The organism is Micromonospora qiuiae, from assembly GCF_016863555.1.
Taxonomy (GTDB): Bacteria; Actinomycetota; Actinomycetes; order Mycobacteriales; family Micromonosporaceae; genus Micromonospora; species Micromonospora qiuiae.
On the sequence record NZ_BOPC01000024.1, the window covers coordinates 125,831 to 142,346 of the forward strand.

Below are 16,516 nucleotides of genomic sequence, written 5' to 3' on the forward strand. Positions count from 1 at the left end.
TCAACCCTTCTTTATTTTCAGCTTCTGTTCCACCTCGGCCAACGCGTCCTTTAGTTTCTGATTGCGCTGCCTGAGCAACGCTTCCTGCGCGGGAGTCGCTTCGCCGCTAACGTTCTCTTCGCTGAGCACGCCCACGGAGATTTCGGCGTCGCGAAGAATCGCCAGACCCGCCTTGCCGCCGTGCTGGCCGCCCCGCACCTCGGTCACCTGTTCCTGTGTGTCTCCGTGCAGGGACAAACGGCCCCAGATCCGGCCCAGCTTGTTGGTCCTCTTCAACTTGCCCTTTTCAACGAACAGCCGGATCAGCGCCCCAAAGTCGATCATGTTGGAGCGGGGGACCCGCTGCTTGCCCTGGTAAAGGGACGCCACCCGGACGGACACATTGGTAGTGGCGGACTTCTGCCTGATCGCTCGGGTGAATCGCACGATGTACGATGCGCAGTTGATGCAGCTGCTCTTGCTGATATCAAATGCCATCCGCACGTACGACCACGGCTTGGCCGGTGCTTCCTTCCCCGGCTTGACCTGGCTCTCGATGAGGTCGTTGCGGTCCGACCAGTCCCGGTGGAAATGGTTGGCGACCTGCTCCTCGGCGTGTGCTCCCTGCTGACTGTCGGTGATCTCCAGCTTTGCCTTGTTGGCGCCACTGAGCATCACGTCGGACAACGCCGGCTTGCTGTCCGCGCTGAACACCCCGCTCGCCGCCGTGGTGCTCGAGGCGAAGCTCGTCGCCGTGACCTGTTCGATCGTGAGCTGCTTCGGGTCAACGTCGAGGTCCACGGTGCCCTTCGGCTTGGCTTTCTTCACCGGGTTGACGCTTGCCTCGACGGTGAACTGGTGGTTGCCGTCGGGGACGACCTCAAGGCCTTTGAGGCCCTGCGGCTGCCACTTGCGGTAGACGCCGTCCAACGCGCCGGGCATCTCGCCGATCGGCACGGCGCTAATCGCGCGGAAGCCGTCGTCGGCGGCCTGCTGGGCGACCTTCTCCTTCTGCTTCGGAGTCATCTTGTCGGGGGTGGTCGTCTCACCGGAAGCATTCGTGGCCTTGCTCTTGGCCTTCGCCTTGAGCTTCGCCCAGAGTTTCTTGGCGAGGCCGACGACCTTGTCGACGACCCAGAGGACCGCCTTCTTGACCGGCTTGCCGAGGGCGGCGAAGAAGCTTTTGACCTTGCTCGCGATGCCGCCGACGCCGAGCACCGCCGCGAGCACCCCGATCAGCACCGGCACCGACCGGGCCAGGGCCTTCTCAATCAGCGCCGGCACCCCGCCCGCGCCGCCGCCCGCGATGGCGATGATGGCGTCGAGGACGGAGTTGACGAACTCGATGATCTGCGCGCCCTGGGTGATGATGAACGTGACGAAGTCGATGATCATCTTCACGGCACGGATGAAGGCCGACGCGGGGTTGAGCAGGCTGAGGATCCAGGTGATGCCAGCCATCAGCACGGTCGGGATCAGATATTCGCTGATCTTGGAGAAGAGGTTGGCCTTGAGGTCGCCGACCTTCTCCTTGATCTCCTCCCAGATGCCGCCGAGGCCCTGCGACTGCACCTTCTGCACGATGGGCACGGACTTCTCGACCGTGCTCATGGCCTGCTCGGGCACGCCGCGCTTGACGATCAGGCCCCGGATCGACGCCCAGGTCAGGCCGAGCAGGGAGCCGATCATCATGACGATGCCGCGCAGGTCGAACTTGGCCGGCAGTTCCAGGCCGGCGCCGGCCATGGCGCCGGTGAGCCAGCCGACCAAACCCTTCTTCAGGTGCTCGCCGATGTTGGCGATGAACGCCTTCAGGCCGGCGCCGACTGCGGAGACCAGGTTGCCGAGGAAGCCGATCGGGTCCTTGATGATCGCCATCACCGCGCTGGCGGCCTTGGCCAGAACGCCGAGCAGCATGTCCTTGAGCTGGAGGATGGTCTTGATGGCGCCGCCGATCGCGTCGACCGCTTTGGCGACCAGGCCCTTGTTCTTCTCCTTCTCGGCGGCGATCTCCTCGTCGACCGATGCGAGCGCCTCGTTGTACTTCGTCGCGAGGGTCTGCACCAACTCGGTGCCCTTGTTGTCGACCGACTCGGTCAGCTCGTCGAACTTGCCGGCGAAGTCGGCGGCAGCTTGGCGGCCGATCGCTTGCAGGTCGGGGTCGAGGCCCTTCACCGCTGCTTGGAGTTCGGCGCGGCCGGTGGCGATCCGCTGCTTGGCCCGGCCCAACTCGGCGCCGATGATGTCGGCAACGCCGGAGATGACCTGCTGCATCCGGTCGACGTAGCCCTTGCGGGCCACCACGAAGATCTGGTTGGCCTCCTCGGGCAGCCCGGCGAACTTGTCCTTGAGCCAGCGGCCCTTGCCGATGATGCCCGAGTACCGCTTGTCCTTGTACTCGTCCATCCGCCGCTTGTGCTCGGCGGTGAACGCGTCCCGCGCCGCCTTTTCACCCTTGGTGAACTGGTCGTCGACCTTTTTGTCCAGCCCGGACAGGATGTCCTCGACGTCTTTCTTGGTGCCGTCGAAGACTTTCTGCAGGATCGCGGTGACCTTGGCCCGCTTCGCCTCGTCGGCGGACTTGGCCTGCTCCTTGCCCGCCCCGACCTGCGCACCGGCCTGCTTACGGTCGCCGGCGAGGGTGGTCATCGCCGCCGCGCCGGCCTGCCCGGCCGCCGCTTTCGCCCTGGCCAGGGTCTGCGCCTCCGCCGCCCGTACCTGACCGGGAGCGGTGGCGGCGTGCTGCTCGACGGCGTTCTTCTCCTTCAACGCCCCGGTGAACTCCGGCTCGTTGGACTTCGCCAACTGCTCCTCGGTCACCTGCGCGTCGGCCATCTGCTGGTCGACCTGCTTCGGCCCGTCGGAGAAGTCGGTCGCCGCCGGCGGTGCCTTGTCCGGTACGGCCTTCGCCGGATCCGGCGTGCCCGGCGTCGCGGGTGGCTTGTCCGCCACCAGCGGCGTGACCTGCTTCTCCTTCGCCGCCGAGGTGTCCGGCGGGGCCTTCGTGGTGGTCTCGATGGCGTTCGCCGACGTCTTCTTGCCGTCGGTGACCTGGCCCTGCACCTGCCCCTTGACCGCGTCGGCCTTACCCGAGTCACCGAACTTGTCAGCCTCGTCAAGGTTCTTCGGCGCCTGCGCCGCGATCGCCTCGTTCACCGCCCGAACGAATGCCGCCTTGTCGAACTCACCCGGCTTCGCGGCGTTCATCTTCTCCGCGTTGGCCGCCTTGCCCTGCGCCTCCTTGTCGTCCTGCGGCGGCTTCGCGGCACCCTGGGCCTTCGACGCCTCCGACTTCGCTGGCGGATGCGCCGCGAGCAGCTTCTGCTTGCCCCGTACGTCCGCCTTCAGCGCCGCGAATTTCGGGTCCGCGGTGGGTCCTGGCCGCTGCCCGGTCGCGGCGTCCGCGCCGGGAGCCAGGCGCTGCACCGGTACGTTGATCGACGGCTCGACAGCGGCCGCCTCACTCGTAGGAGCCGAGATCGGCTGGACTGCTGCCGAGGCGGGCGACGATGTCGCCGGACCGGTCTTCGGCTGCCGGTCGCCGGGCGCCGACCGGGCGGCGGTCGAGGGCCTACGTGCGGTCGAGCCCGCCGTCCTGCGTTGCGCCACCAGGGCGGAGACCGCACGGTTGCCGGCTGCCGTCTGCAAGCGCTGGGCGACGGCGGGACTCAACGGGCGACTCTCGGTACGACGATCTGCCGCAATCGTCGCGCCCAGGTCGTCGGTGGGCCGGGTCGGTGGCGGCGTGGCCGGGCGTGCCGGAGCGGGTTTCGCCCCTCGCTCCTCGGCCGGCGCCTTCACGCTGCACCTCCCGGCCCGGGCAACACCTCACCGTGAGAACGAGGGTCCGACACTTCGAGTCACTGGTCACTGACCGTGCAGCCTCTCTGAAGTGCCACGAAAGTTGCCCGATGGGGCAACGGCGCGACCAAAGGCCGGCGGAGTCAGGAAGCCGGGGTTTCCTCTTCCTCCTCGCCGGCCTCCTGCCGCTGCACGTACGTCTGCGCCGACTCGTCCTCCTCGGACATCTCCTCCTCGCGCTGCGCCACCGGGTGGTCGTGGCCGCCGTGGTCGACGGCCCGCTGCACGGGCGCGGCGGGGGCGGTCGCGGCGGGGGCGGACATCAGCCGGTCGGCGTTGGCGACGGCCTCTCGCTCGAACCGGTCGGACGGGTCGCTGACCTTGACTCCGCCGCCGTGGTCGGTGCCGTCAACCGGGCCGCTGCGCTGCTGCACCACGTGGGTCAGCTCGTGGGCGAGCATGTGCTGCCCGGCCGACGAGGTCGGATCGTAGCTGTCGCGCTGGAAGACGATGTTCGACCCGACGGTGTACGCCTGCGCGTTGACCGACTTCGCCGATTCGTGCGCGGCACCGTCGGTGTGCACCCGGACGTCGGAAAAGTCCTGCCCGCCGAAGCGGGACTCCATGTCGGCCCGCACGTCCGGGGCCAACGGCGAACCGCCACCGGAGCGGACCACGTCGTGCACCGGGGAGCGTTCCGGCTCCAGCAGCTCACCGACCGCCTGGTTACCCACCGCTCGTTGCAGGCCGAGCAGCCCAGACGCGCCGAGCACGTCGGGGCGGCCGGTGGCCGCTGCGGCATACGTCAAGGAATCGGTCTCCCGGTCGGCGCCGGTCGGGCGGTCGCCCGCCGGGCGTACGGCCGCTTCGGAATCGAACTCACGGTGTCCGCGCATGGTTACCCCCTGCCGCGCCAGGTCCCCCTCGACCGTGCACCGTGGCGCGGCCCTCCCGCCGCGCTGTCAGCGCCGCCCAACGGGCAACAACCCCTGCCCCAAGAGGCACCCCGTCCCCCCTCCTCGCGCGATCTTGCACTTTCGGTCGCCGAGATGTCCCTTCCACGGTCATTTGTCCCGACGAAAAGTGCATGATCGACGAAGAGAAGGGGTGAGGGCGGAAGGGCGGGGAGGGTGGGGGGTTAGCTGGCCAGGGGGAGGTAGGGGCCGAACTCGCTTTCCAGGGTCAGGCGGCCCAGTTTGCGGTACTCGCGGCCGACCGCGCCGATGAGTTCTGCCATGCCGACCGGTCGAGCCGCGGCGGCGGCCAGGTAGCCGGCGGTTACGGCGGCGGAGCGGATGTGGCCGCCGGCCAGCTCGAACGCCTTGGCCAGGAAGTCCAGGTCCACGTCGTCGGCCCGGGGCACCCGCTCGCCGAGGCAGCGGTCCCAGAGCGCCCGGCGGGCCGCCTCGTCGGGCACCGGGAAGTCCACCACCACGTCCAGGCGCCGGGTGAACGCCTCGTCCAGGTTGGCCCGCAGGTTCGTGGCGAGGACCGCCAGCCCGTCGAAGGTCTCCATCCGTTGCAGCAGGTACGCGCTTTCGATGTTGGCGTACCGGTCGTGCGCGTCGCGTACCTCCGAGCGCTTGCCGAAGATGGCGTCCGCCTCGTCGAAGAGCAGCACCCCGTTCACCCCGGCCGCCTCGCCGAAGATCCGTTCCAGGTTCTTCTCGGTCTCCCCGACGTACTTGTCCACCACCGTGGCGAGGTTGACGGTGTACAGGTCCAGCCCCAGGCTGCCGGCCACCACCTCGGCCGACATGGTCTTGCCGGTGCCCGAGTCGCCGGCGAACAGCGCGGTCACCCCGTGCCCGCGCCCGCCGCCGGGACGCATCCGCCACTGCCGCAGCACCCGGTCCCGGTGCCGAGCCCGCCCGGCCAGTTCGTGCAGCAGTGACAGCGTCGGGGCCGGCAGCACCAGGTCGTCCCAGCCGACCTCCGGCACGATCCGCCGGGCCAGCCGTTCCAGGCCGGCCGCGTTCTGGGTACGCGCGCCGGCCCGCAGGTGGGTCTCGTCGACCGGTTCACCGGCCGCCGTGGCGAGCTGCACGGCCACCGAGGCGGCCCGGTGGATGGCCGGCGCACCGAGCACGAACTGGGCGGTGGCAGCGGCCGGATCGAGGCCGTCGGCGAGCCCGTCGGGCAGGGCGGACCGCCACACCGTCGCCCGTTCCTCGGCGCCCAGCGGGGCGACCTCCACCTGCAACGGCGCGCGCGTCGTCCAGGCGGGATCCCACGGCTGCGTGCCGTACGCCAGCACCGGCACCTCGCCGACGGTCAGCCGGGCCCAGACCGCCCACGGCTCGTCGCCCTGCACCGGCCCGACGACCAGCCCCGCCCCGGTGAGCAACGCTTCCCGGACCAGCGCGGTCGCCAGCTCCGCCGGGTGCGCGTCGGCCGCCAGCCGGGGCAGGTCGACCGCGAGGGCGGCCCGGCCGGCGCCGTCCAGTGCGGCCACCGCGAGGGCCGTCGCGCTGCCGCCGGGCCGCTCCCGCAGGTATGCCAGGCGGGCCCCGGCCCGGTCGAGTGCCCGCCCGAGCGGTGCCGCGTCGGCCGGCGGCGGCCCGGACGGGGTGATCGGTGCGGCCAGCCCGACCAGCAGCGGCTCCGGCGCGTCCGCGCCGAGCAGCCAGCCGCTGACCCGGTCCGGCACCCAGAGCCCGCGGCTGAGCACCGGTCTGTCGGGGGAGTCCACCCGCAGCAGCGCCAGGTCGATCAGCGGCGCGCCGGTCGCCAGCCGCAGCCGGGCCGACGCGGCCGCCTCGGGCTGCCCGCAGAGCCGCAACGCCAGGCCGATCGAGGGGCGACGGCGGGTCACGTCGTCGTTGAGGTAGCCGTAGAACTGCTCGAAGCGGCTGTCCACGTCGGGGGCGAGCGCCACCAGCAACAGCGCCTCGTCCAGCGGAGTCAGCCCGGCGGCCTCGGCCAGCCTTGCCAGCCGGTCGCCGGACCGGGCCGGGTCGCCCACGGTCGAGGTCGCCGGGACCGGCGGGGCCGAACCGGGTGCGTCGGCGGGCCACGGGTCGAACGGCTCGCGGGCGGTGGCCAGGGCCGCGTCGACCGCCTCGTCGGAGAGGTAGAGCCCCCGGAACGGGTCGTCCGGCTGCGGGTCGCTCTCCCGCCGGCGGGCCACCGCCGCGCGTACCGCCAGCTCCACGCGCTGGAGACGGTGCAGCAGCGGCCGAGTTTCGCCGACCACGCGTCAGCTCCCGCTGCGGGCCGGGCGGTGCCCGACGCGGTCGGCCTCGCCGCCGGTGGTGGTGTCGGCGACCTCGGCGACGACGCCCTCGTAGGCCGGCGGCCCGACCGGCACCTCGCGGCCGCTGTCCACCGGAGTGCTGACCACCAGGTCCAGCGAGGGTTTCAACTCGCCGCCGAGGGCGGTCCAGACGTCGGCGAAGGCCCGGTCCTCCGGGGGCGGCAGCGCGACCGTCATCGGCACCGGCATGCCGATGGCGGCCACCGAGCCGGTCAGCACGGCCGCCGGCACGGCGTCGAAGCGCAGGAAGCACAACAGCAGTGCGGAGAGCAGCCGGTGCTCGTCCTCCGGCCGCTGGGTCCACGCGGTGACCAGGTAGGACAGTTTCACGTAGCGGGGCGGCGCGATCCGGCGGGCCACCTGGCCCCGCTCGTCGTACTCGTTGACCAGGCCCCGGGAGCGGCGGCGCAGGTCCTCGCGGATGTCGTAGAGGTAGAGGTTGACGGTGGGGGCGTTGCGGCGGGCCGCCCACTCCTTCGTCGGCGCCTCCAGCACGATCTCCACCCCGGACCCGGGCAGCGCCTCGTCACGCACCAGCCGGCGCAGCGCGTCGTCGATCTCGTGGATCAATTGCCTCACCCCCGCCCGCTGAACGCGGGCGGACCGAGCCCACGTGGCACCACCAGGAACGGATCGGGCGCGCGTACCGGCGCGAAGGCGCGACCGGAGACCCGCTCGGCGGCCAGCTCGCGGGGACCCAGGACGTCCTTGCGCAGCACCAGGACCTGGGTGCGGAAGCTGCCGTCCGCCGCCACGGTCACCGTGTCCGGAGTGGTGGTGATCCCCGGTGACCAGCTCAACCGCACCCGCGCCCCGGGCGGGAAGTCGGTGCCGATCGCCGCGGTGACGAAGCCGGGCGGGCCGATCACCGAATCGAGGCGTACCCGGGGGGCCAGCACCCGCACCGGCGCCTGCGCGGTACGCGCCGCCGGCACCTGTCGTACGGCCGCGGTGAGCCGGCCGGCGACCGGTGCGGCGACCGCCGCCCGCGCGGGCAGCACCACCCTGATCACCTGCTGGGTGCCGGGGCCGAGCGTGCCGAGTTGGCAGAACCGCCGCTCGGCGTCGCAGCGCGCGTCGGTGCTGACCAGCGGCAGCAGCGGCGTGGGCGCGGTGATGTCCAGCCAGGCGTTTTCGGCCGGCAGGTCGGTGGTGTTGCGCACGATGAAGGTGACGGTGCTCGGGTCGCCGCCCACGTAGCCGGGTTGACCGCTCACCGAGACGGTCAGGCTCAGGTCGGGTACCGGCAGGCGCTGGAACGCGGGCTGACGGCCCACCTCACGGATCACCGGGGTGGCCGGGCCGCCGCCGCTGGGCAGCACCACGATGTCCGAGCCGCCGCTCGCCGGAGCTTCCGACCGGGCGCGGCGCAGCGCCACCGCGATCCGTCGGCCGTCCGGTGACCACGCCGGATCGGTCACCGTACGGCCGGCGCGGTCGCTGGCGGTGAGCGGATGGCGCGCGCCGGTGCCGTCGGGGCGTACCACGCACAGGTCACCGGCGCTGTCGGCGTACGCGATGCCGTTGCCGTCGGGTGACCAGGCTGGCGCCCGGTCATCGGCGCGGCTCGGGCAGCCCTCGCCCACCCGTGCGCTGAGATCCCACTGGTCGGTGACGGTCAACGTGCCGGCGGGGGGGCCGTCGAGGCGGGCCAGCCAGATCCGCCGGCCCTGGGCCGCCGGGTCGGTCACGACGATCAGACCGGGGTCGGACCAGGTTGGGCCGTCGCGGTCGGTGGCCGTGCAGTTCACCACGGTCTGCCCGATCGGGAACAGCGAACCGGGCGGTGGCTGGCAGCGCACCGGCAGCGGCCGGCCGGCGGCGTCCACCGCCGACGCCTGGTAGTTCACCCGCGCGCCCAGCGGCCCGGTCGGTGCTACGCGCAGGTCGTCGACGCGGACGAAGGGCGCGCCGGGCTGGGCCACCCGGACGATGAGCTCCTGTTCGGCGTCGCGGTTGGGCTGCGCCGGGTCGAGGTCGAAGAACAGGGTGCAGCGCAGCACCGACCCGGGAACCGCGTCCGGCGCGACGGTGATGATTTCCCGGATCTGTGCCCGGGTGCCGGCATCCACCTGGGCGGGGTCGGGATCGAAGCTGACGGAGAGGCCCTCGTCGCACCTGGTGACGCTGGGTTTCACGGTGACCTGGAGCTTGCGGATGGCGTCGACGATCGCCTCGATCATCTGCCCGGGGTTGCTGTCGGTGGTCAGCGCACCTTTGGTTGCCGTGGTGATGTTCTTGGCTGCCTCGTCGTAATGGAGTCCGAGCTCGCCTCCGGAGCTGGTGATGGAGACGCCGATCACCGCGATCCCCGCCTGTTGCAACCTGGTGATGAGCTCGGCCTCTTTGATCTCGCCCCGATTCGGGGGTGGGAAAGTCTTGTCGACGCTGTAGGTGTCGGTGATCAACACCACCACCCGGCTGCTCTTCTCCCGGAAACCGATCCCCACGTTGCCGGCGAGCTGCCACAGCGCGTAGAACCAGTTCTCCGTACCGTAGTTGCTGTTCGCGTCCAGCTGCCCGACCGCCTGGTTGATGGCATCGTCGTCCTTGGTCAACGCCTGTCGGGGGAGGTAAATGTCGGGGTCATGTGCACCGGTTGGGCTGGCCCGACCGCTGAACGTCGCCAGGCCGAAGTAGGGGTCCTGTTGGATTTCCCGGACCCTGGCAATCACCTCGGGTAGTCGGGCCTTGAGCTGACCGATCACGCTCGCGCCGCCCTCGCCCGGCGCTGCCATCGAGCCGGTGTCGTCGACCAGGAAGACGATGTCGGGGTCGGGTGGGATCTGCGGGGTACGCACCGACTGGGTGAAGTCGATCGTGGTGCCGGGCAGCGCCGGCCGGTCCACGAGGGGCCATTCGAGTTCGCTGTCCCGGGCCCAGGAATCCCGGTCGAAGGCCAGCTGCCGCCCATCCGGCGACCAGGACGGCTGCGCATCGGCGCCGCGCAGGAACCAGGGCATCGGCACCTCGGTGAGCAGTCGCCCGTCGGTCACCGAGACGGCCAGGATCCGCGACGGTCGGCGCTGATCCGACGACTGTCGGGTGAAGGCGATCGCCGTGCCGTCCGGCGACCAGGTCGGGTCCGTGTCCCGGTCCTGCCCGATGGTGCCCGGCGGCGCCAGCACCTGCGGGTCGGCGCCGGTGGCGTCGGCGACGACGATGCGGGCGCCGCCGTCGGGCTGCTCGGCGCTGTAAGCCAGCCGGGTGCCGTCCGGGCTGAACGCCGGACCGGTCTCGTCACGCCCCGGCCGGGCGGTGAGATCCCGCCGGTCGCCGCCGGAGGCGTCGGCGCTCCACACGTCGCCGGTGCGGTCGGTGTCGGTGGCCGTCCAGATCAGGTCGTCACCCCGCCAGGCCGGATGGTGCTGGGGCAACGGGCCGGTGGCCACCGGGGTGACCCGCCCGTCCCGCAGCACGTGCACATCCCCGGACGGGTCGGCGTCGGTGGAGGTGAAGGCGAGTTGGGTGCCCTCTGGCGACCAGGCCGGCTCGGCGGCGTCCCCGGGGCCGGGCACCATGCGGGTCACCGCGCCGCCTGTCGCGGCTACGGTGGCCACCGTACGCCGGCCCGGGTCGCTGACGGGGGCGAAGCGGGTGGTGGTGAAGGCGATCCGGCGACCATCGGGCGACCAGGCGGGCTCCCTGTCGGCGGCCGGGCCGTCGGTCAGCCGGGTCGGCGCGCCGCCCGCCGCCGGCATGACCCAGAGGTCACCGGCGAGGTCGGCCCGGGTGCTGGCGAACGCGATCCGGGTGCCGTCGGGCGACCAGGTCGGCCAGCTGTCCTCGGCCGGATGGTCGGTGAGCCGGCGCAGCCCGGTGCCGTCGGTGCCGACCACCCAGATGTCGGCGTTGCCCGCCCGGTCGCTGGTGAAGGCGACCCGCCGGCCGTCGGGGGACAGTGCCGGGTGCGCGACCGCGCCGGGGCCACCGACCAGCCGCACCGGCGCGGCTCCCGGACGGCGCAGCCAGAGGCCGCCGGCCAGGTCGGCGCCGTCCCCGCCGGCCCTGCGTCCCACCCAGACCAGCCGGCCGGCGCGCACGTCGGCGTCCTGCTCGGCGTCACCGCGCTCGGCCTCGGTCAGCAGCGGCTGCGGCACGCGGGTGCCGGCCCGGCCGAACACCAGGATCGGCCGCTCGGTGCTGGTGTAGCCGAGCCGGTAACCGACCCCGGGCGCGGGTGCCGTGGGCACCGCGGGCGGCGGCGCCGTCGCGCTCGGCTCGGGCGCGACCAGGGCCGGCCCGGCCAGCAACCCGAGCACCATTACTCCCCAGCGGCGGTTGCCCCAGCGCACGACACCTCCCCGTGGACACAGGTGCCACCACCCTGGCTGCCGGCGTCCGCCCGGGTCGTGCCGGTGCGGGCCGGCCTGTGGGCAGCGCGGTTTGCCCGAACGTGCAGCGAGGGCTCAGATCAGGCCGTTGCGCAGCGCGTACGCCACCGCGTGGCAGCGGTTGCGCAGATGCAGCCGGTTCGTCACGTCGTGCAGGATGTTCTTGATCGTCCGCTGCGAGTAGGACAGCTTTCTGGCGATCTCGGCGGTGTCGAAGCCGTCGGCGACCAGCCGCAGCACCTCCACCTCCCGCTCGGCCAGCCCGGCGAAGGTCAGCCCGCGCGGCCCGAGCACCTCCCGCTGCAACGTCCCGACCTGCTGCAACAGCCGGCCCAGCAGGTCCGGTGGCACCGCGCCCTCACCGGCCGCGGCGGCCTGGATCACCGCCACCAGCCGGTCGGCGCTCGCCTCCGACCGGCGCACGATGCCAGCGACGCCGTGCTCCACGGCGGCGACCAGACCGGCGTCGTCGGCCTGGGTGACCACCAGCACCAGGGCGGCCCGGCTCCGGCTACGCAGCCCTCGCAGCGTACGCAGGGTCGGCTCGTCGATGTTGTCGCTGACGATCACGGCGACGGCCGCCTGGTCCGCTTCGGACTCGTCGAGCAGCAGCACCTCCGGGCGGGGCCGGAGCTGGCTGACCACGCCGGCGCGTGAGATCACGTCAGTGGAGTAGAGATGCACGGGCAGACGTCGCATTGGCTCCCCCAAGCAGCGCACAGTCGAACGACACGGCGAGTATCGCCGCGCGCACCAATCGTGCAGTCAACGTGGACTCAACGTCCCTCACGCGTTGCCCGAAGGTCTTCCTCTATGCCTGATTGAACCGCCCCGGTCGATCCTAGAGTCCCGAGCATGAGCACCGAGGCCTACCTGGACGCTGACCTGATCGAGGTCGGCCCGGGCAGTGAGGCGAGTTGCCGGCTTGAGATCCGTAACACCGGGCCGATCGTCGAGTCGTACACGATCGAGGTGCTCGGCGAGCCGGCGGGTTGGGCGAGCGTGGAGCCGCCCGTCGTCACGGTCTATCCCGGCGACAGCGGGTCCGCCGTCGTCCGCTTCCAGCCGCCGCGCTCGGCGCAGGTGGTGGCCGGGGATCGGCCGTTCGCGGTGCGGGTCACCCCGGCCGAGAGCCCGGACGCGCAGGTGGTGCCGGAGGCCACCGTACGGGTGCTGCCGTTCGCGGCGGTGACGCCGGAGATCCTGCCGCGCACCTCACGCGGGCGGCGTACCGGCCGGCACGAGGTGTCGGTGGCCAACGTCGGCAACATTCCGCTCGGCATGGCATTGAGCGGCAGTGACCCGAACAACCGGCTCGTCTTCGCGATCCGCCCGGCGGAACTGACCGTCGCTCCGGGTGAGGCCGCGTTCGTGCAGGTCCGTGCCCGTGCCCGCAAGCTGCTGTGGCGCGGCCAACCGGTCACGTTGCCGTTCCAGGTCGACGTGGTCACCGACGACCTTCCGCCGTCCCGGCTCGATGCCGCCACAGTGCAGGAGCCGGTGCTCCCGCAGGGCATCGGCCGGGTGGTGGCGGCGCTGCTGGTGCTCGCGCTGCTCGGCGCGGGCCTGTGGTACGCGCTGCTGCGGCCGACGGTGAAGTCGCTCGCCGAGGAAGCCGCCCAGGAGCAGGTCGCTCCGGTGGCCCAGCAGGCCCGGGCCGCCGACACCCGAGCCCAGGAGGCGCAGACCAAGGCCGACCAGGCGGTGGCGGCGGCCAGCGCCGCGCCCGCCTCGCCGAGCCCCAGCCCCAGCGCCAGCCCGTCGGTTGGGGTGCCCGGGCTGCCACCCGGCGCCCGGTCGTTCAGCCGACGGCTCGCCGTCACCGCGCCGACCCGCGCCACCCGCACCGACCAGTACACCGTGCCGTCCCGGCGGGTCTTCGTGCTGACCGACATCTTCCTGCAGAACCCGCAGGGCGACGAGGGGCGCCTCGACCTGGTGATCGACGGGACGACGGTGCAGACCGTCGCGTTGCAGAACTTCCGCGACCTGGACTACCACGTGGTGTCCCCGATCGAGGTTCCCGCCGGTGCGGTGGTGAGCCTGCGGGTCAACTGCCGGCAGGCGGGCACCGCGCTGGACGGGGTCGGTGGCGGCGGCGGCCAGTGCCGCGACTTCGCCCTGCTCAACGGCTACATCCGTACGGTCAACCGCACCCCGGCACCCTGAGAGCGGCTGCTGTAGTCAACCGGCGTTCACCGAGGCTTGCCGCGCGAGTCGATCCAAAGATCACTATGTCTGCGAGAATTCGTGTCGTCGCTGCCATGCCGTCTGCGCGGCCCCCGCCCGCCGTGGCAGGCGACAGCAAGGAGCCGTTCAGTGGCCCGCGTACCCAAGGTGGCCCTCGCTACGGCGGCCGCCGTCGCCCTGTCCGTCCTCGTGGCCCCGGCACCGGCCCAGGCCACCCCGCCCAACATCCCCTCGCACAGCACGGCGGTGAGCCGGCTCAACTCGCTCACCGTCGCCCCCGAGTCCCACCAGTCCAGCTACAGCCGCGACCTCTTCCCGCACTGGATCACGATCACCGGCACCTGCAACACCCGGGAACAGGTCCTCAAACGCGATGGCAGCAACGTCATCGTCGACGCCAACTGCTACCCGACCTCCGGGTCCTGGTACAGCCCGTACGACGGGCTGACGCGTACCAGCCCCGCCGAGATCTCCATCGACCACGTCGTGCCGCTCGCCGAGGCCTGGCGCTCCGGGGCCTGGGCCTGGAGCACCGCGCACCGCCAGACCTACGCCAACGACCTCGGTGGCCCGGAGTTGTGGGCGGTCACCGGCAGCGTCAACTCGTCCAAGGGCGACAAGGACCCGGCTGCGTGGAAACCGCCGCGGGCAGCGTTCCACTGCACCTACGCGCGGGCCTGGATCCAGGTGAAGTGGTACTACGCGCTCTCTGTCGACAGCGCCGAGAAATCGGCGCTGGCCAGCATGTTGAACACCTGCTGACGACAGTGGGGCGGTGGACGCGGATCGTCCACCGCCCCACTCACGGCCGTTGCGTCAGCACCGTCGCGCCGCGTGGTGTCGCTGCCCGAGCAGCGCGCCGTGGGACAGGTCGTCGCGCGCGGCCGAGTCGCGAACCTGTCGCAGGGCCGGCCCGTCGAGCAGCGTCCGCAGGTCGGCGTAGCGGGGTTCCTTACCGGTGAGAGTTTCCGCCAGCTCGATCAACCGCTGCTCCACCGACCGGCTCAACTGCTCCCGCCGCACGAGCCGCAGCACCTCGGTGCGCAGCACCGCCGGGGCTGGTGCCTCGGCCTGGGGCAGGATGCCGGCGGTCGCCGCGAGCCCCGATCCGGAGCCGCGTGGCACCAACCGGTAGAGGTAGGCGGTGCCGGGTACGGCGGTACGGTCGGTGAAGGTGGTGCCGGCCGACACGCCGACGACCTCGAAGGAACCCGGGATCGAGAACGGCCGCCCGGACGCGCCCGGGACCAGGTTGGGCGGGGTCGGCGGCCGGAAGCCACTGGGCGACGGTGGCGGTGGCGCGACGCCGACGCCGGTTACCCGCTGCAGCTCGGCGCGCTCGATGGTGTAGCTCGTGGTGGCGGGCGCCCGGTCCCAGCTCAACACCGTGCCGCAGCGGCCGGCCGAGGCGGTCAGCCCCGTCGCCGTACGCGGCGCACCGGACGTCGTGGCGGTGGCGCTGCTCGGCGTCGCGGCGCACGGCGAGGCCGCCGGGTCGCGCCAGACGCCGGCGCCGGCCATGTCGTTGGTGCTGCCGAGGAAGAAGCCCGCCGGAGTGGACACTATTGTCCTGACGCCGTAGTGGTACGGATTGGCGCCAAAGGCGTTCGTTGTCGCCGTGAACCAGGATCGCCCGTCGCAGCTGCCGTACACGTCGAAGCCGAACTGCCCCGCTAGGCGCCGGTTGAGCACCGGCAACGTCTGCAGGATGTGACTCCAGTCGTTGGTGCCGAGATACAGCGCCCCGGCGTGTGGTTGCATGCGCCAGAAGTGGGCATTGAAGATGTTGCCGAATCCGTCGGGCAGCCCGCTGAGCGGATGCCGGAACGTGCCGTCACTGGTGGAGCGGGAGTTGCCGACGATCAGCGACCAGCTGTCGTCGGGGTTGATCCGGATCAGTTCCGAGGCCGGGAAGAGCGCGGAGTACCAGCCGCTGGATCCGACGTACAGGCGATCTTTGAACACCTGCATCGACACGACCGAGGTGACCTCCCAACCCCGTCCCGCGCCGGCGGTCACCACCGGCGTGAAGGTGGGGGAGCTGTCGGCGGCGTTCGTCCGCCACACCGAGTAGCCGGTACGCGCGTCGCCCGCGCCGACGTAGAGCTTCCCGTTGAACGTTTTCATCTCGAACACGCTGAGCGTGGCCGGGCTGATCTGTTCATACCGTGGCTTTTCGCTCCACGGCTTTTTGATCTCGACGACGGCACCGTCGCCGGTGAAGCCGCTGGTGGCGGTCGCGAACAGTCGACCCTTGTGCACGGCGGTGGCGCGGAAGCCCATGGCCGGCCGTCGCCCGTACGGGGTGTCGATGATGCCCGGCCCGCCGGCCAACGGGGTGAACTTCTGGCCGTTTGTGGTTCGCAGGACGCGTGGCGGGCTCACCGCCGCCAGCTCGGGAATGTACTCGTTCGCGGTGACCCCGAAGACGTAGAGCGCCTGCTTGCCGCTGGGCTCGGTGTAGACCTGCATGCCGCGAAAGCCGATGTCGCGGGCGACGAACTTTCCTCGGGCCCGCGGATTCGGCAGGTCGGCCGGTGACCGCAGGGCCAACCGCCACCGCCGGGTCTCCGGGGTGTACTCCCAGATCTCGGCGCGCAGGTCCAGGTCGTACCGATCCCTCGGACAGGTCACCTCTCGATTGGGCTCGACGTTGTAGTACCCCCGGTTCGGGTAGTAGAAGTCCAGCGTGGCCTTCTCCACACACACCTGGCTGCGGGCGGTGCCGACGTAGAGCCGCCCTTTGAACCAGGCCATGGACCACGCGAAGCTGTTGCGCAGGTCGCCGAAGCCCCGATCGGCGATCTTCCCTGAGCCGGTGGGCGCGGCCCGTCCGGCCGTCACCGGGGTGAGCCCGAAGGCCACGGCGACGGCGAGCAGGACCGGCAGAAGTCTGGGTCTCGCCTTCATGTCTCTCTCCTGGCGCGTAGGGCACGCCGGCGGTTCGGCTCGGGTG

General features: G+C 71.6%; 9 protein-coding genes. 2 read left to right on the top strand and 7 right to left on the bottom strand.

Annotated features, from left to right (window positions below; all coding sequences use genetic code 11):
- The 6 genes from Vqi01_RS09895 to Vqi01_RS09920 all read right to left on the bottom strand — a co-directional run bounded on the left by Vqi01_RS09895 (nucleotide 1) and on the right by Vqi01_RS09920 (nucleotide 12,069).
- Nucleotides 1-3,651, bottom strand: a complete 3,651-nt coding sequence (locus Vqi01_RS09895) for a hypothetical protein (protein ID WP_204034420.1) — start codon at nucleotides 3,649-3,651, stop codon at nucleotides 1-3.
- 272 nt (nucleotides 3,652-3,923) lie between these two features.
- Entirely contained in the window at nucleotides 3,924-4,676 is a 753-nt protein-coding gene (locus Vqi01_RS09900; protein WP_204034421.1) for an eCIS core domain-containing protein, read from the bottom strand.
- Between the two features lie 242 nt (nucleotides 4,677-4,918).
- Complete coding sequence (locus Vqi01_RS09905) at nucleotides 4,919-6,976, bottom strand: AAA family ATPase (protein ID WP_204034422.1); 2,058 nt, start codon at nucleotides 6,974-6,976, stop codon at nucleotides 4,919-4,921.
- Between the two features lie 3 nt (nucleotides 6,977-6,979).
- On the bottom strand, nucleotides 6,980-7,606 hold the full coding sequence (locus Vqi01_RS09910; protein WP_204034423.1) for a Pvc16 family protein: 627 nt from the start codon (nucleotides 7,604-7,606) through the stop codon (nucleotides 6,980-6,982).
- A 5-nt stretch (nucleotides 7,607-7,611) separates the two neighbouring features.
- Entirely contained in the window at nucleotides 7,612-11,331 is a 3,720-nt protein-coding gene (locus Vqi01_RS09915) for a VWA domain-containing protein (RefSeq protein ID WP_204034424.1), read from the bottom strand.
- A 114-nt stretch (nucleotides 11,332-11,445) separates the two neighbouring features.
- Nucleotides 11,446-12,069 (bottom strand): response regulator transcription factor, encoded by a 624-nt coding sequence (locus Vqi01_RS09920; RefSeq protein WP_239098293.1) that lies wholly within the window; start codon nucleotides 12,067-12,069, stop codon nucleotides 11,446-11,448.
- 156 nt (nucleotides 12,070-12,225) lie between these two features.
- On the opposite strand from Vqi01_RS09920, the gene Vqi01_RS09925 reads away from it, so the two are divergent.
- The gene (locus Vqi01_RS09925) at nucleotides 12,226-13,539 is read left to right on the top strand and encodes a COG1470 family protein (RefSeq protein WP_204034425.1); all 1,314 of its coding nucleotides are present in this window, start codon (nucleotides 12,226-12,228) and stop codon (nucleotides 13,537-13,539) included.
- A gap of 150 nt (nucleotides 13,540-13,689) precedes the next feature.
- Nucleotides 13,690-14,322: an HNH endonuclease family protein gene (locus Vqi01_RS09930; RefSeq protein WP_204034426.1), complete on the top strand. Its 633-nt coding sequence runs from the start codon at nucleotides 13,690-13,692 to the stop codon at nucleotides 14,320-14,322.
- 54 nt (nucleotides 14,323-14,376) lie between these two features.
- On the opposite strand, the gene Vqi01_RS09935 is transcribed toward Vqi01_RS09930, so the two are convergent.
- On the bottom strand, nucleotides 14,377-16,470 hold the full coding sequence (locus tag Vqi01_RS09935) for a fibronectin type III domain-containing protein (protein ID WP_204034427.1): 2,094 nt from the start codon (nucleotides 16,468-16,470) through the stop codon (nucleotides 14,377-14,379).
- Nucleotides 16,471-16,516 lie beyond the last annotated feature (46 nt).

What these genes read in the sequence shown, in the direction of transcription:
- Vqi01_RS09900 (WP_204034421.1), bottom strand. Translation starts at nt 4,676, where the DNA reads ATGCGCGGACACCGTGAGTTCGATTCCGAAGCGGCCGTACGCCCGGCG.
- Vqi01_RS09920 (WP_239098293.1), bottom strand. Translation starts at nt 12,069, where the DNA reads ATGCGACGTCTGCCCGTGCATCTCTACTCCACTGACGTGATCTCACGC.
- Vqi01_RS09925 (WP_204034425.1), top strand. Translation starts at nt 12,226, where the DNA reads ATGAGCACCGAGGCCTACCTGGACGCTGACCTGATCGAGGTCGGCCCG.
- Vqi01_RS09935 (WP_204034427.1), bottom strand. Translation starts at nt 16,470, where the DNA reads ATGAAGGCGAGACCCAGACTTCTGCCGGTCCTGCTCGCCGTCGCCGTG.